Origin of the sequence: Solibacillus sp. FSL H8-0538 (assembly GCF_038003525.1) — a bacterium.
In the GTDB taxonomy this organism is placed as follows: Bacteria; Bacillota; Bacilli; order Bacillales_A; family Planococcaceae; genus JBBOPI01.
In genome coordinates, this window is record NZ_JBBOPI010000001.1 from 980,499 (window position 1) to 1,002,610 (window position 22,112).

At 41.4% G+C, this 22,112-nt stretch carries 21 protein-coding genes; 20 read left to right on the plus strand and 1 reads right to left on the minus strand.

Going from position 1 to position 22,112, the window contains the following annotated elements; all coding sequences use genetic code 11:
- The first annotated feature begins 2 nt into the window (after window positions 1-2).
- The 13 genes from rpoZ to spoVM all read left to right on the plus strand — a co-directional run bounded on the left by rpoZ (window position 3) and on the right by spoVM (window position 13,085).
- Window positions 3-227, plus strand: a complete 225-nt coding sequence (gene rpoZ, locus MHH87_RS04465; RefSeq protein WP_340748126.1) for a DNA-directed RNA polymerase subunit omega — start codon at window positions 3-5, stop codon at window positions 225-227.
- Between the two features lie 257 nt (window positions 228-484).
- On the plus strand, window positions 485-1,687 hold the full coding sequence (gene coaBC / locus MHH87_RS04470; RefSeq protein WP_340748127.1) for a bifunctional phosphopantothenoylcysteine decarboxylase/phosphopantothenate--cysteine ligase CoaBC: 1,203 nt from the start codon (window positions 485-487) through the stop codon (window positions 1,685-1,687).
- Entirely contained in the window at window positions 1,684-4,098 is a 2,415-nt protein-coding gene (priA, locus tag MHH87_RS04475; protein ID WP_340748128.1) for a primosomal protein N', read from the plus strand. The genes coaBC and priA overlap by 4 nt, the downstream gene beginning before the upstream one ends.
- A gap of 25 nt (window positions 4,099-4,123) precedes the next feature.
- Complete coding sequence (def, locus tag MHH87_RS04480; RefSeq protein WP_340748129.1) at window positions 4,124-4,609, plus strand: peptide deformylase; 486 nt, start codon at window positions 4,124-4,126, stop codon at window positions 4,607-4,609.
- A gap of 3 nt (window positions 4,610-4,612) precedes the next feature.
- Window positions 4,613-5,554: a methionyl-tRNA formyltransferase gene (gene fmt, locus MHH87_RS04485; protein ID WP_340748130.1), complete on the plus strand. Its 942-nt coding sequence runs from the start codon at window positions 4,613-4,615 to the stop codon at window positions 5,552-5,554.
- Window positions 5,551-6,915 carry a 16S rRNA (cytosine(967)-C(5))-methyltransferase RsmB gene (gene rsmB, locus MHH87_RS04490; RefSeq protein ID WP_340748131.1) on the plus strand — a complete coding sequence of 455 codons (1,365 nt, stop codon included), beginning with the start codon at window positions 5,551-5,553 and terminating at the stop codon, window positions 6,913-6,915. Before fmt ends, rsmB begins: the two co-directional genes overlap by 4 nt.
- Window positions 6,916-6,918: 3 nt before the next feature.
- A complete protein-coding gene (rlmN, locus tag MHH87_RS04495; RefSeq protein ID WP_340748132.1) occupies window positions 6,919-8,058 on the plus strand; it encodes a 23S rRNA (adenine(2503)-C(2))-methyltransferase RlmN in 1,140 nt (379 codons plus the stop codon).
- Between the two features lie 13 nt (window positions 8,059-8,071).
- The gene (locus tag MHH87_RS04500) at window positions 8,072-8,818 is read left to right on the plus strand and encodes a Stp1/IreP family PP2C-type Ser/Thr phosphatase (RefSeq protein WP_340748133.1); all 747 of its coding nucleotides are present in this window, start codon (window positions 8,072-8,074) and stop codon (window positions 8,816-8,818) included.
- Between the two features lie 2 nt (window positions 8,819-8,820).
- Window positions 8,821-10,773 (plus strand): Stk1 family PASTA domain-containing Ser/Thr kinase, encoded by a 1,953-nt coding sequence (pknB, locus tag MHH87_RS04505; protein WP_340748134.1) that lies wholly within the window; start codon window positions 8,821-8,823, stop codon window positions 10,771-10,773.
- Between the two features lie 11 nt (window positions 10,774-10,784).
- Window positions 10,785-11,666, plus strand: coding sequence for a ribosome small subunit-dependent GTPase A (rsgA, locus tag MHH87_RS04510; RefSeq protein WP_340748135.1), 882 nt, complete (start codon window positions 10,785-10,787; stop codon window positions 11,664-11,666).
- Between the two features lie 2 nt (window positions 11,667-11,668).
- Window positions 11,669-12,334 (plus strand): ribulose-phosphate 3-epimerase, encoded by a 666-nt coding sequence (gene rpe, locus MHH87_RS04515; protein WP_340748136.1) that lies wholly within the window; start codon window positions 11,669-11,671, stop codon window positions 12,332-12,334.
- Window positions 12,331-12,981: a thiamine diphosphokinase gene (locus tag MHH87_RS04520; protein ID WP_340748137.1), complete on the plus strand. Its 651-nt coding sequence runs from the start codon at window positions 12,331-12,333 to the stop codon at window positions 12,979-12,981. Before rpe ends, MHH87_RS04520 begins: the two co-directional genes overlap by 4 nt.
- Window positions 12,982-12,995: 14 nt before the next feature.
- On the plus strand, window positions 12,996-13,085 hold the full coding sequence (spoVM, locus tag MHH87_RS04525; protein ID WP_340748138.1) for a stage V sporulation protein SpoVM: 90 nt from the start codon (window positions 12,996-12,998) through the stop codon (window positions 13,083-13,085).
- A gap of 147 nt (window positions 13,086-13,232) precedes the next feature.
- Here spoVM and rpmB read toward each other — a convergent pair whose 3' ends face one another.
- Window positions 13,233-13,421, minus strand: coding sequence for a 50S ribosomal protein L28 (gene rpmB, locus MHH87_RS04530; RefSeq protein WP_049668398.1), 189 nt, complete (start codon window positions 13,419-13,421; stop codon window positions 13,233-13,235).
- Between the two features lie 972 nt (window positions 13,422-14,393).
- Here rpmB and MHH87_RS04535 point away from each other — a divergent pair.
- The 7 genes from MHH87_RS04535 (at window position 14,394) to plsX (ending at window position 22,092) form a co-directional block, all read left to right on the plus strand.
- On the plus strand, window positions 14,394-14,756 hold the full coding sequence (locus MHH87_RS04535) for an Asp23/Gls24 family envelope stress response protein (protein WP_340748139.1): 363 nt from the start codon (window positions 14,394-14,396) through the stop codon (window positions 14,754-14,756).
- An 18-nt stretch (window positions 14,757-14,774) separates the two neighbouring features.
- Window positions 14,775-16,427 (plus strand): DAK2 domain-containing protein, encoded by a 1,653-nt coding sequence (locus MHH87_RS04540; RefSeq protein WP_340750880.1) that lies wholly within the window; start codon window positions 14,775-14,777, stop codon window positions 16,425-16,427.
- Between the two features lie 347 nt (window positions 16,428-16,774).
- The gene (sdaAB, locus tag MHH87_RS04545) at window positions 16,775-17,437 is read left to right on the plus strand and encodes an L-serine ammonia-lyase, iron-sulfur-dependent subunit beta (RefSeq protein WP_340748140.1); all 663 of its coding nucleotides are present in this window, start codon (window positions 16,775-16,777) and stop codon (window positions 17,435-17,437) included.
- Between the two features lie 13 nt (window positions 17,438-17,450).
- Entirely contained in the window at window positions 17,451-18,347 is an 897-nt protein-coding gene (sdaAA, locus tag MHH87_RS04550) for an L-serine ammonia-lyase, iron-sulfur-dependent, subunit alpha (protein WP_340748141.1), read from the plus strand.
- Window positions 18,340-20,388 carry an ATP-dependent DNA helicase RecG gene (gene recG / locus MHH87_RS04555; protein ID WP_340748142.1) on the plus strand — a complete coding sequence of 683 codons (2,049 nt, stop codon included), beginning with the start codon at window positions 18,340-18,342 and terminating at the stop codon, window positions 20,386-20,388. The genes sdaAA and recG overlap by 8 nt, the downstream gene beginning before the upstream one ends.
- A 133-nt stretch (window positions 20,389-20,521) precedes the next feature.
- The gene (gene fapR, locus MHH87_RS04560; protein ID WP_340748143.1) at window positions 20,522-21,097 is read left to right on the plus strand and encodes a transcription factor FapR; all 576 of its coding nucleotides are present in this window, start codon (window positions 20,522-20,524) and stop codon (window positions 21,095-21,097) included.
- The gene (gene plsX, locus MHH87_RS04565) at window positions 21,097-22,092 is read left to right on the plus strand and encodes a phosphate acyltransferase PlsX (protein WP_340750882.1); all 996 of its coding nucleotides are present in this window, start codon (window positions 21,097-21,099) and stop codon (window positions 22,090-22,092) included. Before fapR ends, plsX begins: the two co-directional genes overlap by 1 nt.
- Window positions 22,093-22,112: the final 20 nt, after the last annotated feature.

Below are 22,112 nucleotides of genomic sequence, written 5' to 3' on the forward strand. Positions count from 1 at the left end.
CTATGTTATACCCATCAGTAGATGCTTTAAAAAAGAAAGTTGATTCAAAATATTCTTTAGTGAGCTTAGCTTCTAAACGTGCACGCCAACTGCAAGAAGAGGGCGGAGAAAAGTTAGATTCTTACATTTCATACAAACCAGTAGGTCGTGCGCTTGAAGAAGTTTCGGTTGGTGCACTAAAAATTGTGAAGCAAGATGCTTCTACTATTTATGAAGACGAAATTTAATTTTAGTTAGCAATTTTTTAAAATGCGTAATAGCGTATCGGTAAACATAAATATGCCGATACGTCATATATTTTTCCGCGTTATGTACAAACTAGTATTTTAATGATATATGTTGCGAAGTAGCTCCCGGAGAATTTTTCTTTGGGAGCTTATCATTTGGTCGATAATTAAGTATGACTGACTTATCGACATAAGTAAGGACGGCATCTCGACCTATTTTGGGTCGAGATGTGTCTTTCTAAAGGGGACGAAAACGAATGATGCAAAAAAATAATATTCTACTTTGTGTTTCAGGTGGGATTGCTGTTTATAAAGCGGTGGCGCTCGTTAGTAAGCTATCGCAGGCTGGGTTGAATGTGAAAGTAATCATGACGGAGTCCGCACGCCAATTTGTCAATCCTTTGAGCTTTCAAGTGATGTCAAATAACGATGTGTTTTACGATACATTCGATGAAAAAGATTCTCGTGTCATTGCGCATATTGATTTAGCAGACTGGGCCGATTTAGTATTAATCGCACCGGCTACAGCCAATGTGATTGGCAAGCTTGCCAATGGAATTGCCGATGATATGGTCACAACGACACTCCTTGCGACAACAGCACCCGTGTGGATCGCACCGGCGATGAATGTACATATGTATGATCATCCAGCTGTGAAGCGAAATATTTCGCAGTTGGCACAGGACGGCTATAAATTTATTGAACCGTCAGAAGGCTTTTTAGCATGCGGGTATGTAGGGAAGGGTCGCTTAGAGGAGCCAGAAAAAATTACCGAGCTTGTCGTAAAGCATTTCGCGCCAAAATCATTGCCGTTAAAAGGCAAGAAAGTTATTGTATCAGCAGGCCCAACTCGTGAAAAGATTGATCCTGTTCATTTTATTACGAATTTCTCTACTGGGAAAATGGGCTATGCGATGGCTGAAGCTGCACGTGACTTAGGGGCAGATGTTGTACTCGTTTCAGGTCCAGTCCAGTTAGCTAGACCAGCCTGTATGAAAATTATTGATATTGAGAGTGCACATCAAATGTATGAAGCAATGGACGCTGAGTTTGCTGCAGCTGACATCGTTATTAAAACTGCTGAAGTTGCAGATTATCGTCCAAAGCAAATCCATACACCTAACGTGAAAAAACAAGATGGTGATCTGGCAATTGAGCTAGAGCATTCAATTGATATATTAGCTGCATTAGGTGACAAAAAAGCAACGCAACGCTTAATTGACTTTACCGTTGGACCGAATGATATAGAAGCATACGCCCAGCAAAAATTATTTAAACAAAAATTGGATTATATGATTGTCAATGTTGGGACGGAACAGGGCTTGGACTTTGGTACCGAAACAAATCGCGTCACGCTTTTCGGTAAAGAAGACTTCAAGCAAACATTCCCACAACTTCAGAAAAAGGACCTTGCGCTAGCATTACTAACAGCGATTGCAGAAAGAGAACAAACTCCATGATATATGTGGCAGAAGTAATCGTGGATGTATCTGCTTATCCAGTTGACCGTGCGTTTGATTACCTCATCCCTGAACAGTGGGCGGATTTAATTGAAAAGGGCTGCCGGGTGAAAGTGCCATTTGGTCCGCGTAATGTACTCGGGTTTGTGGTCGATTTGAAAAACGAAACAGCTGTACCGCCTGAAAAAATAAAGCCGATCGCGCAAATTTTAGATATTGAACCGGTGTTAACAGAAGAAATGCTTCAGTTGGCGAAATGGTTGAAGCATGAAACAATCTGTTACGAAATTGACGCCCTCCAAGTTATGCTACCGAGTGCACTAAGAGCGAAATACGAGAAAATTGTTCACCTGCAAGTAGTTCAAAATGATCTGCTTCCAGAGCTTCAACCGTATTTTGCAAAATCACCTAAAGTAAATTATAAGCTTTTTGAAAAAGATCATTTGCTTCGTGAGCTAAAGCTAGCGGCGATACACGGTCATGTAACAATCGAAAATAGTGTGAAGCAGCAAGGTGCAGTGAAGCATATACGGAAAGTTGCGATTACACAGGATACGGCGCTACTAGAGGGGATTTTTACAGCGATTTCTAATCGTGCACAAAAGCAGAAACTGCTTGTGCAGTGGATGCAAGGCCATCCGGGGGGCATTTTCACACCGGATGAGATTAATGAACAAGCGCAAGTAACGTCAGCCGTTCTGCAAGCTGTAGTTGAGCGAGGTGCGGCAACCTATATTCAGGAAGAAGTGTACCGGGATCCTTTTACTAAGGATGTTGCACGTACCGATTTTCTTCGGCTAACAGATGAGCAAACAGTGGCGCTACAGCAAATAACAACTGCTATGGAAGAAAAGCGGGCAGAGACCTTCCTACTGCATGGTGTAACGGGTAGTGGGAAAACAGAAGTGTATTTACAAGCAATTCAACATACCCTTGCAGAAGGCAAAGAGGCCATTGTGCTCGTGCCGGAAATTTCTTTAACACCACAAATGACGGAGCGATTCCGTTCACGCTTTGGCGAGCAAGTTGCGGTTATGCATAGTGGATTATCCGTTGGCGAGAAGTATGACGAGTGGCGTAAAATCCAACAAGGCAAAGTCAAGGTAGTTGTTGGTGCGCGTTCGGCCGCTTTTGCACCCTTTACAAATGTCGGACTCATTATTTTAGATGAAGAGCATGAATCCACATATAAGCAAGAAGATTCACCCCGTTATCATGCGCGAGATGTTGCGATTTGGCGTGGCGAATTTTATAGTTGTCCAGTCATTTTAGGAAGTGCAACGCCAGCGCTTGAATCATTTGCCCGGGCTAAAAAAGGTGTTTATACGTTATTAACACTCCAACAGCGTGCGATGAGGCAGGCGTTGCCGACAGTTGAAATTGTCGATATGCGTGAGCAATTAAAAAAGGGTAATCGTTCAATGTTTTCAGAACCGCTTGTGGATGCAATTCGTGTCCGACTAGAGAAAAAAGAGCAAATCGTATTGTTTTTAAATCGTCGTGGCTATTCGTCGTTCGTCATGTGCCGGGATTGTGGTACGGTTGTTCAATGTCCAAACTGCGATATTTCGCTCACATATCACCGTTCGAATGAAAAGCTAAAGTGCCATTACTGCGGCTATGATGAATATGTTCCGCATGAATGTCCACAATGTCAGAGTGAGCATATCCGCTTTTTCGGAACCGGTACCCAAAAGGTAGAGGAAGAGTTATATAAAATTTTCCCAGAAGCACGCGTATTACGAATGGATGTCGATACGACAAAGCATAAGGGTGCACACGAAGAAATTTTGGAGGCATTTGGTGAGGGGAAGGCAGATGTTTTACTCGGCACGCAAATGATTGCAAAGGGGCTTGATTTCCCGAATATTACATTAGTCGGTGTCCTCAGTGCAGATACATCGCTCCATTTACCAGACTACCGGGCGGCGGAAAAAACGTTCCAACTGATGACGCAAGTAAGTGGGCGTGCTGGTCGTCATGATAAACCGGGTGAAGTGTTTATTCAAACGTACACGCCTGAGCATTATGCGATTGAATTGTCGAAAGAGCAGTTATATACCCCTTTTTATGAACGAGAAATGCATACGCGTCGTCAAGCAGGCTATCCTCCGTACTATTATTTAGCACTCATCCAAGTTTCGCATGAAGATGTCATGATAGCTGCCGAATACGCAGGTCGAGCTGCAGAATGGCTACGTGCCAATTTATCATTTAAAGTGTCGATTATCGGCCCGACAACTGCAAGCATTAGCCGTCTCCAAAATAGATATCGTTATCAATGTTTGATAAAATATAAAATAGAACCAAATTTAATTCCGGTCCTGCTACAACTCATTAAGCTGTATCGCTCTGATTGGATTAAAAAAGGAATTATTTTAACAATTGATTTAGATCCGTCGATGATCTAAAGGTTTAGAAAGAGGTAAACAAAAAATGGCAATTAAACAAGTGGTATTTAACCCCGCAAAAATTTTAACGCAAAAAACAAAGGAAGTTGAAGTAATCAACGAAGAGATTATTCAATTACTTGATGATTTATATGACACAATGGTTGAACATGATGGTGTCGGTATCGCAGCACCACAAATTAATGTTGGCTTACGTGTAGCTATTGTAGAGCTCGGTGAAGATATATTAGAAATGATTAATCCTACTGTTATTGAAACACGCGGTGAGGAAGAAGATGTAGAAGGTTGCTTAAGTTTCCCGGATCTATTTGGCATGGTGAAGCGCCCAACGTACGTGAAAATTGAGGCAGCTGACCGTGAAGGCCGTGTTTATGAGCTAGAAGCAGAAGACTTCGAAGCACGTGCGATTTTACATGAAATCGATCACTTAGACGGTGTATTATTTGATTCAAAAATTACACGAATCTTAACAGAGGCTGAACTTGAAGAAATGTACGCTGAGGAGGAATAGTCTGTGACATCGATCGTATTTATGGGAACACCTGCTTTTTCGGCACCAATTTTACGTATGCTTCATGAGGAAGGCTACAATGTCTTAGCTGTTGTAACACAGCCTGACCGTCCAGTTGGGCGTAAAAAAGTGTTAACGCCTCCTCCTGTGAAGGAAGAAGCAGTACGTTTAGGCTTACAGGTTATTCAGCCTGAAAAGCTTCGTGGATCTAAAGAGCTTGAAGAAATTCTAGCATTGAACCCAGACTTAGTTGTGACAGCGGCATTCGGTCAAATATTACCGAAAGAGCTCCTAGAAGCACCACGTCTAGGTTGCATTAACGTGCATGCGTCCTTACTTCCGCTTTACCGCGGGGGAGCGCCAATCCACCAGGCAATTATGGACGGGCAAGCAAAAACGGGCGTGACGATCATGTACATGGCTGAAAAATTAGATGCGGGCGATATTATCTCGCAGCGTGAAATTCTCATTGAAGATACAGACCATACAGGTGGCATGTTCGATAAATTAAGTGAAGTGGGTCGTAGTTTATTAATAGAGACCCTACCTTCAATTATTGAGGGGACAAATGACCGTATTGTTCAAGACGAATCACAAGTAACGTATGCGCGCAATATTTCCCGTGAGCAGGAGCGTATTGACTGGTCAAAAGAGGCACGTACAATTTATAATCAAGTGCGCGGCTTGCATCCTTGGCCAGTAGCGTATACAACGTTTGAAGAAGGGAACTTCAAAATTTGGTGGGCAGAAGTTGGCGCAACCGCAAACGATGCTATACCAGGAGAAGTTGTAACTATTGAAAAAGATTATTTTGAAATTGCAACGGGTGAAGGCGCTAGTCTTGCTGTTTATGATCTGCAACCAGCAGGGAAAAAACGCATGTCAGCGGAAGAATATTTGCGCGGTACAGGGTCGAAATTACAGATTGGGGACCGTTTTATATGAGTAAAAAGAAAGAACAAATTTGGGATGGAAATGTACGCGATGCGGCACTAACAATCCTTTTAACAGTTGATAAAAGTCAGGCATATAGCAATCTTTTATTACACCAAACAATTGAAAAATATAAAATTGTGGATGCAAAAGACCGTGGCCTTTTAACGGAATTAACATATGGAACATTGCAGCATAAAATGACGCTTGATTATTATTTAGATCCATTTATCCGTGGGAAAGTAGATATTTGGGTACGCTGGTTACTACGTTTATCGTTATACCAAATGCATTATTTAACACGTATTCCTGCGCATGCAGCAGTAAACGAAGCAGTAGAAATTGCCAAACGCCGCGGACACCAAGGCATTGCGTCAATGGTGAATGGGATATTACGTTCGATCTTACGCCAAGGGGTACGTTCGACGGATTTAATTGAAGATGCGAACGAGCGTCTAGCAATTGAAACAAGTCATCCGAATTGGTTAGTGGATCGCTGGGTGGAAAGCTACGGCTATGAAAAGACAAGCGAAATGCTACACGAAAACAACATACCACCTGTTCAAACAGTACGCGTTAATACAACAAAGGCGACAGTTGAAAAAGTATTGGCAACGCTTGAGCGAGAAGGTGTGAAAGCACAGCGCAGTGAGTTTGTTCCTGAATGTATCTATTTAACGAGTGGTCAAGCTGCTCGTACAGCTGCGTTTAAACATGGTTTAATTACGATTCAAGATGAGAGCTCAATGCTTCCAGCGAATGTATTAAATCCACAACCAGGTATGAAAGTTCTTGATATGTGTGCAGCACCGGGCGGTAAAACAACACATTTAGCTGAAAAAATGCAAAATGAAGGCTCTATTTTAGCGACAGATCTTCATGTGAAGAAACTAGATTTAATCGATGAAAATACAGCGCGTCTTGGCATTGAAATCGTCCAAACAGCACCACTTGATGGCCGTAAAGCCGGTAGCTTCTTACAAGCAGAAGACTATGATGCGGTGCTTGTTGATGCACCGTGTTCTGGACTTGGTGTAATGCGCCGTAAGCCAGATATTAAATATACGAAGCGCGAGGAAGATTTAGAAAGTCTTCAAACGATTCAATTAGCGCTTTTAGATAATGCTGTTAAAGTATTAAAACAAGGTGGTCGTCTTGTGTATAGTACATGTACAGTAGACAAACGTGAAAATGAAGGTACGGTAAAAGCCTTCTTAGCCGCACATCCTGAAATGGAATCACAACATCTTGAAAATTTACCACAACAACTAGATGCGAAACAACAAGACGGAATGCTTCAAGTATTCCCTCAAGATATTGGTAGCGACGGGTTCTTCGTTGCTGCATTCGTAAAAAAAGGAGCGTCCCATTAACTAATGGATGAAAATAAATTTGATGAACGTATTTTAGATTTAGTCGAAGAGGCAGAGGAAACACCTGCCCGCCGTGTGAAAAAAGAAAAGCCGCTATTAAAAGAGTCAATTTACTCACTGCGACCAGATGAGCTACAACAGTGGTTAAAGGATAATGGAGAGAAAGCCTTCCGTGCTGGGCAAATTTATGAGTGGTTATATGAAAAACGCGTAAAAACGTTTGAAGAAATGTCAAACCTTTCAAAGCCATTACGCGATAAACTAGAAGAAAACTTCGCATTAACAACGCTATCTACAATTATTAAACAAGAGTCAAAGGATGGAACAATCAAGTTCTTATTCCAATTACAAGACGGCTATTCTATTGAAACGGTGTTAATGCGTCATGAATACGGAAATTCAGTATGTGTAACGACACAAGTAGGCTGCCGTATTGGTTGTACATTCTGTGCATCAACTTTAGGTGGATTAAAACGACACTTAATGGCGGGTGAAATTACAGAGCAAGTGGTGAAAGTACAACAAGAACTTGATGAACTAGGCGAACGTGTAAGTCATATCGTGATTATGGGGATCGGTGAACCTTTCGATAACTATGATGCGATGATGAACTTCCTAAAAGTAATCAATAATGAAAAAGGTTTAAATATCGGTGCGCGTCATATTACCGTTTCCACTTCGGGGATTGTACCGAAAATTTATGAGTTTGCGGATGAGCAATTACAAATTAACTTTGCCGTTTCATTACATGCTCCAAACCAAGAAGCGCGTCAAAAATTAATGCCGATTGCACGTGCTTATAAACTGGATGAATTATTAGAAGCGGTTCGTTATTACACGAACAAGACAGGTCGTCGCGTGAGTTTTGAGTACGGCTTAATGTCGGGTGAAAACGATTCGGTAGAAATTGCGGAAGAATTAGCGAAATTAATTAAAGGAATTAAATGCCATGTTAACTTAATTCCAATCAACTATGTGCCAGAGCGTGATTATGTACGTACGTCACGTAACAGTATTTTTGCGTTTGAAAAAGCATTGAAAAATCGCGGCATTAACGTAACCATTCGCCGTGAACAAGGTGCAGATATTGCTGCTGCATGCGGGCAATTACGTGCACAAGAAAGAGAAGAAGAGATAAAATAGGTAGGTGACGTTTGTGAACTTTACAGTCGAAAGTGATATTGGTTTAAAACGTACAGTAAATGAAGATCGGGCCGCTTTTTTTGAGCGCCCGGATCGTTTTAAGCTTGCGATTTTAGCGGATGGCATGGGTGGTCATAATGCGGGCGATGTCGCAAGTGAAATGGCAGTAAATGAGATGGAAGCGTTATTTTTAAGTGCCGATGTGCAAGATTTCGAAAATAAAGCGAGTCAGCAACAATGGCTTCGCGATGCTATATCACATATTAACTATGAAATTTACCACTATTCTTTATCACATGAAGGCTGTCAAGGAATGGGGACGACGCTAATTGCTGTGCTACTAGATGAGCAGCACGGACTTATTAGCCATGTCGGCGATAGTCGCGTCTACCAGTTCACCGATGATACAGTGCAACTTATTACGCGAGATCATTCTTACGTAAATATTTTATTGGAAAATGGAGAGATTAGTGAAGAAGAGGCACAAAACCATCCGAAGAAAAATTTTATTTTAAAAGCGCTCGGAACGGAATCATCCATTGAGCCTGATTTTTATGGTGTATCAATGGAAGAAACCTCGTATTTGCTTATATGCTCGGACGGCTTAAGTAATAAACTATCGATAAATGAGATGGCCGCGATTATTACGCTTCCCTTGCCACTGCAGGAAAAAGGAAAAAAGCTTGTACAACTTGCCAATGACTGCGGTGGGGAAGATAATATTTCCCTTATTTTAGTAACAAACAATGAGGAGGTGTAGGGATGATTGTTGGTAAACGAATAAATGGTCGTTATAAAATACTGAAGCTAATTGGCGGTGGCGGCATGTCTAATGTGTATTTAGCACAAGACATGATTTTAAATCGTGAGGTTGCCATTAAAATTTTGCGTTACGATTTTACAAACGAGGAAGAATTTCATCGTCGTTTCCAGCGGGAAGCTCTGTCTGCAACTAGCCTTACACATCCTAATATTGTCAGTGTATATGATGTGGGCGAAGATGGGGATATGCACTACATCGTAATGGAGTACATTAAAGGAAAAACATTAAAACAATACATACAAGAGTTTTCTCCTTTATCGCCGGCGCGCAGTGTGCATATTATGAAACAGCTTACATCTGCAATTGCGCATGCCCATGATAATGGGATTATTCATCGCGATATTAAACCTCAAAATATATTAGTGGATAGTGAAGGTAATGTAAAAATTACTGATTTCGGTATTTCGACAACATTAAGTGCTACGTCGTATACACAAACGAACTCTGTCATTGGGACAGTTCATTATATATCGCCTGAGCAAGCGCGGGGTGGCACCGCAACAAAAAAATCGGATATTTATGCACTCGGCATCGTACTGTATGAACTACTCACTGGGGAGCTGCCGTTTTCGGGAGAATCCGCAGTATCGATTGCATTGAAGCACCTGCAATCAAAAACGCCATCTGTTCGTGCGTTTGATGCGTCTATTCCGCAAAGTGTCGAGAACATCGTATTAAAGGCGACAGCAAAGGATCCGTCTCACCGATATGATTGTGCCGAGGCGATGGAGGAAGATTTAGATACTGCTTTATCGCTTAACCGTGTAAATGAACCGAAGTTCCAACCGCCAGTAGATAATGACGCGACAAAACTTATCCCTGTTATAAAGGATCCAAAACCGCTTAGAGAAATATCTGTACAACAACATGAAGGGCATCCGTCAAACCCACCGCAATCAACTAAAACATCACCAACAAAAAAACGCAGGAAAAAAGGTCCGATAATTATCGGACTGGTCGCTGTTCTTTTACTGGTGATTATTGTTGCTGTGAACATGTTGACACCAAACAAAATTAAAGTACCGGATGTTGTAAATTTGCCAGTTGAGGAAGCCGTGGCAGCCATCGAAGAGGCAGGATTTGTTGTTGGTGAGACGGAGGAACGAAACTCACCAGACATTGCGGAAAATCAAGTGATTGAAACAAATCCTTCTGCAGGGCTAGACCGCGTAAAAGGTTCGACAATTGATTTAATTGTTAGCATCGGGGCAGAAACTTCTGAAATGGTCGGTTATGTCGGAGGTCAAATTGATCAAGTATTACCAATGCTAGAAAATCGAGGTTTCAAAGATATTACACAAGAGGAAGCATTCTCACCTGAAGACCCAGGTACCATTATCGGGCAATCGCCAGTAGAGGGTACAGAAATTGTGATTCAAGATACGACGATAACATTTACAGTGAGTAAAGGTAAAAATTTAATTCGAGTTGCGAATTTAACGGGCTATACTGAATCCGCACTGAAAGAATATGAACGTAGCTCTGGCTTTACAATTAAAGAGAAGGGCAAAAAGTATTCGGAAACAATACCGGCAGGCAGTGTAGTATCACAAAAGCCAAGTAGTGATAAGTCTTTAGAAGCGGGCGGAACAATTGAAGTTGTGCTGTCAAAAGGCCCGCCAGAAAAAAGAAAGAAATTTTATTCGAATACGGTAGAAATTCCATACGAGCCGCTTGAAGAAGGAATGAAAGAAACAGTCCGTGTGTATATACAAGATAAAACGAATCCGTCGATGGCAGAACCGTTTGATGAATTCACAATTACAGAAACGACATCATATCGCATTGAACTGGAAATTGAAGAAGGAAATAAGGGAGCTTATCGTATTATCCTTGGATCGACTACAATTGAAGAAAAAACGATTCCGTACGATGATCCAAGCCTAAACTAAGGGGGAATTTGATGGCGCAAGGCCAAATTCGAAAAGCATTGAGTGGTTTTTATTACGTAGAGCGAGATGGTGAATTAGTTCAATGCCGAGGACGTGGAATTTTCCGTAATCGCGGAGAATCACCGCTTGTTGGAGATATTGTGGACTTTACGAAGGATAGCGATTCTGACGGCTCAGTCGATAAAATTCATCCACGTAAAAATGAGTTGGTACGTCCACCGATTGCCAATGTAGACCAAGCAATTTTAGTGTTTTCTGTAAAGGAGCCTAATTTTAATACAATTTTACTCGATCGCTTTTTAGTCGTGTTAGAATCATTTTTTGTTCAGCCGATCATTTGCTTAACGAAAATGGATTTATTAACGGACAAAGAGTTAGTTGAACTACAGCCATTTATTGACGATTATAAGGCAATTGGTTACGACGTATTAACGACGTATAAAGATGATGAATCTTTAGTAGAGCGCCTACAGCCTGTATTAGAGGGCAAGACATCAGTTCTTGCTGGTCAATCAGGCGTTGGTAAATCAACGTTATTAAATACTTTAATTCCAACGCTTGACTTAAAAACAGGTATTATATCGAAAAGCTTAGGCCGCGGGAAGCACACAACGCGTCATGTAGAGTTGATTGAAGTATGTGGTGGGTTGCTTGCTGATACACCTGGATTTAGCTCATTTGACTTTGATACAATTGAAAAAGAAGAATTAACTGGATGCTTACCTGAATTCCAACGTATTAGCGAAGACTGTAAATTCCGCGGTTGCTTGCATACGAAGGAGCCGAAATGTGCAGTAAAGGCAGCGGTTGAAACAGGTGAAATTCGTCCATATCGTTACGCGCATTACGAACAGTTTTTACAAGAAATTCTAGATCGAAAGCCGAGGTACTAACAATGATTAAAATTGCACCATCGATTTTAGCTGCAAATTTTGCAAAGCTAGGAGAAGAAGTAAAAGAGGTAGAAGCTGCAGGCGCAGAGCTTATTCATATTGATGTTATGGATGGCCATTTTGTGCCAAATATTTCATTTGGCGCAATTGCACTAGAAGCGATTCGCCCATTATCGACTTTACCAATGGATGTTCACTTAATGATTGAAAATCCTGATCAGTATATTGAACAATTTGCAAAAGCAGGCGCAGACTACATTACAGTCCATGTAGAAGCTTGCCGTCATTTACACCGTACTATTCAATTAATTCGTTCATGTGGTGTGAAGCCTGGCGTTGTATTAAACCCGCATACTCCGATTGACACGATACAGCATGTGTTAGAAGATGTTGATATGGTATTGTTTATGACCGTGAACCCAGGTTTCGGTGGTCAAAAATTTATTGAATCCGTCGTGCCTAAAATAGCTGCTCTATCGGCAATTATTAAAGAACGTGGGCTAAATATCGAAATCGAAATTGATGGTGGTATCAATGCAGAAACGATTGTGCCATGTGCAAAAGCCGGTGCGACAATTTTCGTTGCTGGTTCAGCCATTTATAGTAAAGAAGACCGTACAGCTGCATTACAGGAAATTAAAGCGGCAGGTCTAGTAGCCATCCAATGATCGTCGTTGTATGCTCTGGAGGACCCTCTACGGAAATATGTAATCTAGTTCCTTATCATGAGACCGCAAATGTTGTTTTTATCGGAGCGGACCGGGGTGCCTATTATTTACTTGAAAAAGGCATTGTCCCGCACGCTATTGTTGGCGATTTCGATTCAGTTACGGAACTGGAGTGGCAACAACTAGAGGAAGTGGTAGACAATGTGGAAAAGTTTCAGGCAGAAAAGGACGAAACGGACACGGATTTAGCGCTGTTGAAGGCATTAACATATAACCCAAGCGAAATCGTATTAACGGGTGTAACAGGTGGACGTCTGGATCATTATGAAGCCGCGCTGCGCTCAGTATGTCGTTTGCAACTGGAGTATCCTGCCATTCGAATTAAAATCGTCAATACGTACAATGAACTGCGGTTTTTAACGCCTGGTACGCACGATCTTGACAAGCATGAGCTTTTTCAATATATATCTTTTTTTGCGCATAATGAGCATGTAGATGAGGTGACATTACGTGGTGTGAAGTATGAGACGACTGCAGAACCAATGGCGCTCTCCTCGTCACGTTTTACAAGTAATGAAATCATTGCGGACAACGCGTATATCGAATTTACTTCAGGCATATGCTTAATGATAAGAAGTGTTGATTAAAGGGGGAGCTTTCTTTGAAAGTTTACACATTTCAACTACCAAAATTCATTAGCAGTATGACACGTGCCTGTATTAACCTATTTAGAAGAGAACCGAAGAAGTAAAAAGAAACTGCTAACGCCCTGCGTTGGCAGTTTTTTTGGTAGATAAGAATTCTAACCTTGAAGTTGTAGTCATACCCCAACATTTCGTATAAAACCAAATAAAAAAACATCGACCCATAATATGGTCGATGCCTTTTATTCACGCGATTAAACGCGTTCGATTTTACCTGATTTTAATGCACGAGCAGAAACCCATACGCGCTTAGGCTTACCGTCAACTAAGATACGAACCTTTTGAAGGTTAGCACCCCAAGTACGTTTAGAAGCGTTCATTGCGTGTGAACGGTTGTTGCCTGTACGAGCTTTACGGCCAGTAATTACACATTGTTTTGGCATTGTAAATTTCCTCCTTACAGATGAATCTGAAAGCTATATATTTCAGTTCGATATTTCACATACCATAATAATTTAACATACCTGCCTAATGAGTGCAAGATATTTTGAACAACCTTTCAAGAAAAAAACCTTTACACCTAATTTTCGTTCTCAATAGATATTACGATATACGGAAATTGAGGAAAGTATATAAATAAATAGAAAGGAGATGTGTCTTTCTAATATTAATATTTCATTTCACATAATTGGCTCTACACCAAAATCTGAACTTGACAGCACATTCCACTCCAGGCGGTCGCTTTCCGCGGGCGTGGCTTGAGCCTCCTCGGGCCAACACGATGTTGGTCACGAAGGCGTTGCCACAGGACGTGGCGTTCTTAGCCTTGGATCCTAAAAGCTTCGTGCGGGGTCTCAAGGCTCACGCTTTTCCCGCAGGAGTCGCCGCCTTCCGTTCCATGTGCCTATAAAGTAGTTCACTTTCTTTTAAAGTAAAGGACATGTTTTGGTAAAGGCCCACATAATTCCCTATATATTTTTAAATTGTATAAAGTGCGTATTTCAAAGTAAAAGAAAGGGCTAATACTATTGGATATATAAGCCGCGATTCTATGATGCCGCAAACCATTTGAAAATTATCTTAAAGCAACACCAATTACGATGCATTTCTGCAAATATACGATTAAGAGAATATGAATGGCTATGGGGAAGTACATGTAGCCTAGATTTTCTTTTCAGATGAACTTAATTATAGTATTCAACCAAAATAATAAAAACCTTCATTTATTACTATTTTTCTACTAAGGAATAATTGTTTTGAGGTTGCTTCAAATAGGAAAGGAAATTCATTGTTTTTTGTCGAATGTTGTCTCCCTTTTTTTCGGTAGTACTAGACGAACGCTAACGATTTCTTTTATAATCGGCTTTTGTGTAGTACAATAATGATTAGTCAAAAAGAGCCAAGGGGGCATACTTATGTCAGTAGAATTAAATAACGAATTCGGCCAAATTGATATTTCAAATGATGTGATTGCACAAATTGCTGGCGGAGCAGCGATCGAATGCTACGGCATCGTCGGTATGGCATCTAAACACCAAATTCGCGATGGATTAACAGATATTTTACGTAAAGAAAATTTCGCTAAAGGTGTTCTTATTCGCCAAGAAGATGAAAACCTACATATTGATATGTACATTATTGTAAGTTATGGCACGAAAATTTCCGAAATAGCTTATCAAGTCCAATCAAAAGTACAATATACAGTAAATAAAACATTAGGTATGAGCGTTAAATCAGTTAATATTTTTGTTCAAGGCGTTCGTGTAACGAATGTGTAAGAGGAGGAAATGAATCGGATGAAGTCACTAGACGGAATTAAATTTGCAGAAATGGTGCAAATGGGTGCACACCACCTGTACCAAAATGCAGGTTATGTTGATTCGCTAAACGTATTCCCGGTACCGGACGGGGATACAGGGACAAACATGAACTTGTCCATGACATCGGGTGCAAAAGAAACAGAAGTGCAAGCAAGTGCGCACATCGGTAAAACAGCACAGGCATTATCAAAAGGTTTACTAATGGGTGCTCGTGGGAACTCTGGGGTAATTTTATCGCAATTATTCCGCGGCTTTGGTAAATCAATCGAAAAACAAGAAATAATCGATGGACGCATGTTAGCTAATGCATTCCAAGCGGGTGTAGATACTGCCTATAAAGCAGTGATGAAACCAGTAGAAGGAACAATCCTTACTGTTGCTCGTGAAGCAGCGGCTAAAGGCGTGGAAGTTGCAGAAACTGAGGACGACCTTATTGCGGTAATGGAAGCATTCGTAACAGAAGCGAAGGCATCGCTTGATCGTACACCAGAGTTACTACCTGTTCTTAAAGAAGTAGGGGTAGTCGATAGTGGTGGTCAAGGGCTTTTATTCGTTTACGAAGGATTCCTTGCGTCTATGAAGGGCGAAGAATTACCTGTACGTAACGAATCTTCTTTAGATGATTTAATTAATGCAGAGCACCACCGTGTTCAAGATTTCATGGACACAGCGGATATTGAGTTTGGCTATTGTACAGAAATTATGGTGCGCTTAGAAGCAGATAAAGTACCATTTGATGAAGAACAATTCCGCCAAGAGTTAAATCCAATGGGTGACTCTTTACTTGTTATTTCAGACGATGAGGTTGCGAAAGTACATATTCACTCGGAAACTCCGGGTGCTGTACTAGCTGCAGGTCAAAAATACGGTAGCTTAATTAAAATTAAAGTAGACAATATGCGTGAACAACATTCAGCAATCGTTGGAGAAGCACCTCAAGCTCCTTCTACTCCTGTGAAGAAGCAGCAAAAGCATCCATATGCAGTTGTAACAATTGCGATGGGTGAAGGTGTTGCGGGACTACTTCGTTCAATCGGTGCATCTTATGTTATTGAGGGTGGCCAAACAATGAACCCTTCAACAGAAGACATCGTAAAAGCGGTTCGGGAAATTGGTGCAGAACGCGTACTGATTTTACCAAACAATAAAAACATCATTATGGCGGCAGAACAAGCGGTGGAGTTACTTGATATCGAAGCAGCTGTTGTACCGACAAAAACAATACCTCAAGGGATGGCGGCCGTATTAGCGTTTAACCCTGAAGTATCAGTGGAAGAAAATAAAGCAAATATGACTGACGGTTTTGCACATGTGAAAACGGGACAAGTGACGTTTGCTGTACGCGATACTTCAATTGATGGCGTAGAAATCCGCAAAGACGATTTTATGGCCCTTGCAGAAGGTAAAATCATTTTATCGACACGAAAAATGATGGACGCAGCGAAGCAAGTACTTGAAAACTTAGCAGATGAGGACTCTGAAATTATTACAATTATTTATGGTGAGGATGCAACTGCAGAGCAAGCAGCTGAACTTTCAGATTTCATCGAAGCAAATTATCCGGATGTAGAAGTAGAAATTATTGAAGGAAAACAAGCTTTATATCCATTTATTCTTTCAGTTGAATAATATAGCGAAACTTTATAAAGTGTAAGGCATAGGGGATGTATCTCACGATGGTTTTGCTATTCATTGCGGGAAAATTAAGTATTGTTCATGAATGAATTGGAGGTGTCTCATAAGGAAATTGAGACACCTCTTTTCTGCAACGTTAGGCATTGTCAACAGCGGCAAAAATATTAATCGCAATACTTTATTAAATAGCCAGGGCTGTGTCAAAAATGAGGACTTACACTTTTGCCATAGCCTCTTGGCGTATTTAATAGAATATGGGATAAATTTGTTGTTTTGTGTAATATAAAGGGAATGGTAAACTGATATTATTAAATATCACAAAAAATAAGGGGGTAATTGGTATGAAATTTACATCTGTCTTTGATATTATTGGTCCTGTTATGATTGGCCCTTCTTCATCTCATACAGCGGGAGCGGCGCGAATTGGTCGTGTTGCTCGTGACTTATTTGGACGTCAACCGAAATACGTGAAAATCTATTTATACGGTTCATTTGCTGAAACGTATCGCGGGCATGGAACGGATATTGCCATTGTCGGTGGTTTACTAGATTATGATACGGATGATGAACGGATAAAAATAGCATTTGAGAATGCGAAGCAAGCAGGTTTGTCGTTTGAATTTATTCCGGAGACAGCCAACCGCGAGCATCCAAATACGGCTCGGTTAGTTATGGGGGATGACGAAAGCGAAATGAGTGTTGAGGGGATATCGATTGGCGGCGGAAAAATAGAAATTAGTGAAGTGAACGGTTTTAAGTTGCGTTTAACAGGTGGTATGCCAGCAATTCTTGTCGTTCATGATGACCGTGCAGGCTGTATTGCTAATGTAGCAAACTGCCTTGCAATGCATGACGTCAATATTGGACATATGGAAGTATCGCGTATTGAACGTGGTCTAACAGCGTTAATGGTCATTGAAGTGGATCAAAATATTGATGAGCGCATAATAGAGCAAATCTCATATATTCCACATATAACGAAAGTGTCAAAAATTAATAATTAAGGGGTGAGTGTAAATGGATGTATTATTTCAAAATGTTCGAGAGCTTGTTGAACGTGCAGACAAAGAGGGAAAATTCATTTCAGAATTAATGATTGAGCAGGAAATGGCGATGAGTGGCCGTACGCGCGAAGTAATTATGGCGCAAATGGACCGCAACTTAACGGTGATGGAAGAAGCGGTAGAGCGTGGATTAAAAGGCGTGCAATCCGTGACAGGTTTAACAGGCGGAGATGCGGTACTTATTCAAAACTATATTGCAACAGGGAAATCTTTATCAGGAGATTTATTATTAGATGCAGTAAGTAAAGCGGTAGCAACAAATGAGGTAAATGCCGCAATGGGTACTATTTGTGCGACACCAACTGCAGGTTCTGCGGGTGTTGTACCTGGTACACTGTTTGCTGTGCAAAATAAATTGAACCCAACACGTGAGCAAATGATTCGCTTCCTGTTCACATCAGGTGCGTTTGGCTTTGTTGTAGCGAATAATGCATCGATTTCTGGTGCAGCTGGTGGTTGTCAGGCAGAAGTTGGTTCTGCGGCAGGAATGGCAGCAGCGGCAATTGTTGAAATGGCAGGTGGCACACCGCAGCAATGTGCGGAAGGCTTTGCGATTACTCTGAAAAACATGCTTGGTCTTGTATGTGATCCCGTTGCTGGTTTAGTTGAAGTACCTTGTGTCAAACGTAACGCAATGGGAGCGGCGAACGCGCTAGTAGCTGCTGATATGGCGCTAGCAGGAGTAACGAGTCGCATTCCGTGCGATGAGGTCATTGGCGCAATGTATCGTATTGGCCAGGCAATGAGTCCTAACTTAAAAGAAACAGCCCGCGGAGGTTTAGCAGCAACACCAACTGGTAGAGCATTAGCTGCGAAGATTTTCGGAGGAGCTGTTATGCAAGGTGAATGAGTTTTTATCTCAGCCTGTTACACAGCTAAAAGGAATCGGCAAAGAGACAACGGAACATTTAATTGCAATCGGTATTCATACGATTGGCGATTTGATTTGGACGTTTCCGTATCGTCATGAGGATTTTCGTTTAAAAGATTTAACTGAAACACCACATAATGAGCGTGTCACGATCGAGGCGCGGGTTGAAAGTGCACCAACTGCTCTTTTTTTAGGGAAAAATAAATCACGCCTGCAATTTTCTGTACTTGCAGGTCGTCATTTAGTAAAGGTTGTTTTTTTCAATCAAAATTATTTGCGTCAAAAGCTCACGCCGGGCATGGTTATTACGGTTACAGGGAAATGGGATCGTGGCCGCCAAGTAATCGTCGGTTCAACCGTTAATTTTGGTCCAAAAACAGAGCAAGTTGATTTTGAACCAGTGTATAGTTTAAAAGGAAATTTACAGCAAAAGCGTTTCCGCAAATATATGCGCCAAGCTTTGGATAGCCTAGGTGCAGAAATAGCGGAAACATTACCTGCTAAAATACGCGAAGATTACAAATTACTTAGCATTGTTGATGCGTTAGAGGGAGTTCATTTTCCGATAAATGCAGCACATGCGAAACAAGCAAGAAGACGTTTTGTATATGAGGAGCTGCTACAGTTCCAATTACGTATCCAAGCACTTCGTAAAGCGAATAAGGAAAATGAAAAAGGGCTATCCATTGCCTATGATGTCAATAAGTTGCGTGAATTTATTACGACATTACCTTATGATCTGACCGGCGCACAAAAACGAGTTGTCAATGAAATATGTAAAGATTTAAAAGAACCTCAGCGCATGAATCGCTTGTTACAAGGGGATGTAGGATCTGGAAAAACAGTCGTGGCAGCACTCGGTTTATATGGAGCTGTTACAGCGGGGTATCAGGGCGCATTAATGGCGCCTACTGAAATTTTAGCGGAACAGCATGCTGAAAATTTACATGCTTGGTTTGATGATATTGGTGTGCGTGTTGCGCTATTATCTGGTTCGACGAAAGCGAAGGCGCGGCGTGAATTGTTAGCTGAACTTGCTACCGGTAATATTGATATTTTAATAGGGACGCATGCGCTGATTCAGCCGGATGTTGTGTTTGAAAAACTTGGCTTTGTTATTACTGATGAGCAGCACCGCTTTGGGGTAGAGCAACGTCGGATTTTACGCGATAAAGGGGAAAATCCAGATGTGCTGTTTATGACGGCAACACCGATTCCGCGAACCCTTGCGATTACGGTATTCGGTGAAATGGATGTATCAATTATTGATGAGCTGCCTGCAGGGCGTAAAGAAATTGAAACACATTGGATGAAAAAAGAACAACTTAGTAGCGTGCTGGCAAAAATGTCGATGGAACTTGAAGCTGGGCGCCAGGCATATGTAATTTGTCCGCTTATTGAAGAATCGGACAAGCTTGATGTCCATAATGCAGTAGAAGCATATGAACATCTTGCTACATATTTTGGTAGCCGATTTAAGGTCGGTTTAATGCACGGGCGTTTGCATGCGGATGAAAAGGATTCGGTTATGCGTGCGTTTAGTGATGGGGAAATTCATGTACTCGTTTCAACGACAGTTGTGGAGGTTGGTGTAAACGTTCCCAATGCGACATTTATGACGATTTATGATGCGGAGCGTTTTGGTTTAGCGCAGCTTCACCAATTGCGTGGCCGTGTTGGTCGTGGAGAGCATCAATCTTACTGTGTGTTAATTGCAGATCCGAAATCGGATGAAGGAAAAGAACGCATGACATCAATGACGGAAACGAATGACGGATTCCGCTTAGCAGAAAAAGATTTAGAGCTGCGCGGAGCAGGCGATTTTTTCGGTAAACGACAAAGTGGCTTACCTGAATTTAAAATGGCGGATCTTGTACATGATTATCGAGCACTTGAAACGGCAAGGCAAGATGCGGCGCGATTACTTTACGACAATACTTTCTGGTCGGATGTGGAATATGCACCGCTACGTAATATGCTGGAAGTTTCTGGTGCATTACATGGTGAACGAATTGATTAATGACTAGAACGTAAAGAATTTGAAAACAATTCTTGCGTTCTTTTTTTTATGAATGTATACTGGTATTAGTACCAAGTGCTAATACTGATGTTAAACTTACATATAGAGACTTTAAGGTAGGTGGCGAATGAGGATGAAGCGTTCCAAAAAAGAGCGTCAACGATTATTAACTGAAAAAATTATTGAGAATCCATTCGTCACTGATGAACAACTAGCTACAGAATTTGTTGTGAGTGTACAGACGATACGATTAGATCGTATGGAACTGGCGATACCAGAGCTACGTGAACGTATTAAAGATGTGGCAGCAAAAAACTACGAAAACGAAGTAAAATCACTTCCGCTTGATGAAGTGATTGGTGAAATTATAGATATTGAATTAGATAAACGTGCATTATCAATTTTTGACGTAAAGGAAGAGCATGTATTCCAGCGTAATGGGATTGCGCGAGGGCATCATTTGTTTGCGCAATCGAATTCTTTAGCGGTTGCAGTAATTAATGACGAACTTGCGTTAACGGCTAAATCGAGCGTCATTTTTTTGAAGCCGGTAAAGGCGGGTGACCGCGTAGTGACGAAAGCAATCGTACGTGGGCAACATAGTGAAAAAAATCGTACATATGTTGATGTTACGTCAACGGTTGACAATGAGCTCGTCTTTAAAGGCGAATTTGAAATGTATCGCACGAAAGGTGTAGAGGAATCATGATGAAACTAGCGGTAGATGGAATGGGTGGAGACAATGCACCACAAGCAATTGTGGAAGGTGTATTACAAGCGCTAACGGATTTCCCGGACGTGGAAATTGAATTATACGGGATACAGGATGCGATGGCTCCTTACTTAAAACCACACGAACGCTTACAAGTGATTCACTGTGAGGAAACAGTAGAAAGTATAGATGATCCGGCACGTGCGGTTCGCCGAAAAAAAGATTCGTCGATGGCTCGCATGCTTGAAGCAGTAGCTGAAAATCGCGCTGAAGCATGTTTATCTGCAGGTAATACGGGTGCATTAATGGCTGGGGGTTTATTTAAAGTTGGCCGTATTGACGGGATTGCGCGTCCAGCACTAGCGTCGACATTACCGACAATTGATGGCAACGGTTTTTTAATGCTTGATTTAGGTGCGAATGCAGACGCCAAACCAGAACATATGCTACAATACGCAATTATGGGTGATATTTACGTGAAAAAGGTACGAGGTTTTGAAGCACCTCGTGTTGGATTACTTAATATCGGAACAGAAGATAAAAAAGGGAATGAGCTAACAAAAGCGGCATTCGGCCTTTTAAAAGATGCAGACTTCAACTTTGCAGGTAATGTAGAAGCCCGCGAACTGCTAAATGGAGTAGCGGATGTAGTTGTAACAGATGGCTTTACAGGAAATATGGTGCTAAAAACAATTGAAGGAACGGCGGGGACGCTTTTCTCGATGATTAAAGAAGCATTAATGTCGACAACAAGATCAAAAATTGGTGCAGCACTCGCAAAAGACCAGTTTAAAGTGATTAAAAATAAGATGGACTACACAGAGTATGGTGGCGCAGCGTTATTCGGCTTAAAAGCGCCCGTTATTAAAGCGCACGGTTCTTCAAATGCAAAGGCAATTTACAGTGCAATTCGCCAAGCGCGCATTATGGTAGGGCATAATGTATGTGACACAATTGCTGAAAAGATTGCGCAAATGCCAAAAGCAGAATAAGTAATGAATTACAAAGGGGT

Coding starts and splice junctions, on each gene's coding strand:
- rsmB (WP_340748131.1), top strand. CDS start 5,551: ATGAGTAAAAAGAAAGAACAAATTTGGGATGGAAATGTACGCGATGCG.
- MHH87_RS04540 (WP_340750880.1), top strand. CDS start 14,775: ATGAAGTCACTAGACGGAATTAAATTTGCAGAAATGGTGCAAATGGGT.
- rlmN (WP_340748132.1), top strand. CDS start 6,919: ATGGATGAAAATAAATTTGATGAACGTATTTTAGATTTAGTCGAAGAG.
- pknB (WP_340748134.1), top strand. CDS start 8,821: ATGATTGTTGGTAAACGAATAAATGGTCGTTATAAAATACTGAAGCTA.
- fapR (WP_340748143.1), top strand. CDS start 20,522: ATGAAGCGTTCCAAAAAAGAGCGTCAACGATTATTAACTGAAAAAATT.
- rsgA (WP_340748135.1), top strand. CDS start 10,785: ATGGCGCAAGGCCAAATTCGAAAAGCATTGAGTGGTTTTTATTACGTA.
- MHH87_RS04520 (WP_340748137.1), top strand. CDS start 12,331: ATGATCGTCGTTGTATGCTCTGGAGGACCCTCTACGGAAATATGTAAT.
- priA (WP_340748128.1), top strand. CDS start 1,684: ATGATATATGTGGCAGAAGTAATCGTGGATGTATCTGCTTATCCAGTT.
- rpmB (WP_049668398.1), bottom strand. CDS start 13,421: ATGCCAAAACAATGTGTAATTACTGGCCGTAAAGCTCGTACAGGCAAC.
- sdaAB (WP_340748140.1), top strand. CDS start 16,775: ATGAAATTTACATCTGTCTTTGATATTATTGGTCCTGTTATGATTGGC.
- plsX (WP_340750882.1), top strand. CDS start 21,097: ATGAAACTAGCGGTAGATGGAATGGGTGGAGACAATGCACCACAAGCA.
- def (WP_340748129.1), top strand. CDS start 4,124: ATGGCAATTAAACAAGTGGTATTTAACCCCGCAAAAATTTTAACGCAA.
- MHH87_RS04535 (WP_340748139.1), top strand. CDS start 14,394: ATGTCAGTAGAATTAAATAACGAATTCGGCCAAATTGATATTTCAAAT.
- rpoZ (WP_340748126.1), top strand. CDS start 3: ATGTTATACCCATCAGTAGATGCTTTAAAAAAGAAAGTTGATTCAAAA.
- rpe (WP_340748136.1), top strand. CDS start 11,669: ATGATTAAAATTGCACCATCGATTTTAGCTGCAAATTTTGCAAAGCTA.
- coaBC (WP_340748127.1), top strand. CDS start 485: ATGATGCAAAAAAATAATATTCTACTTTGTGTTTCAGGTGGGATTGCT.
- sdaAA (WP_340748141.1), top strand. CDS start 17,451: ATGGATGTATTATTTCAAAATGTTCGAGAGCTTGTTGAACGTGCAGAC.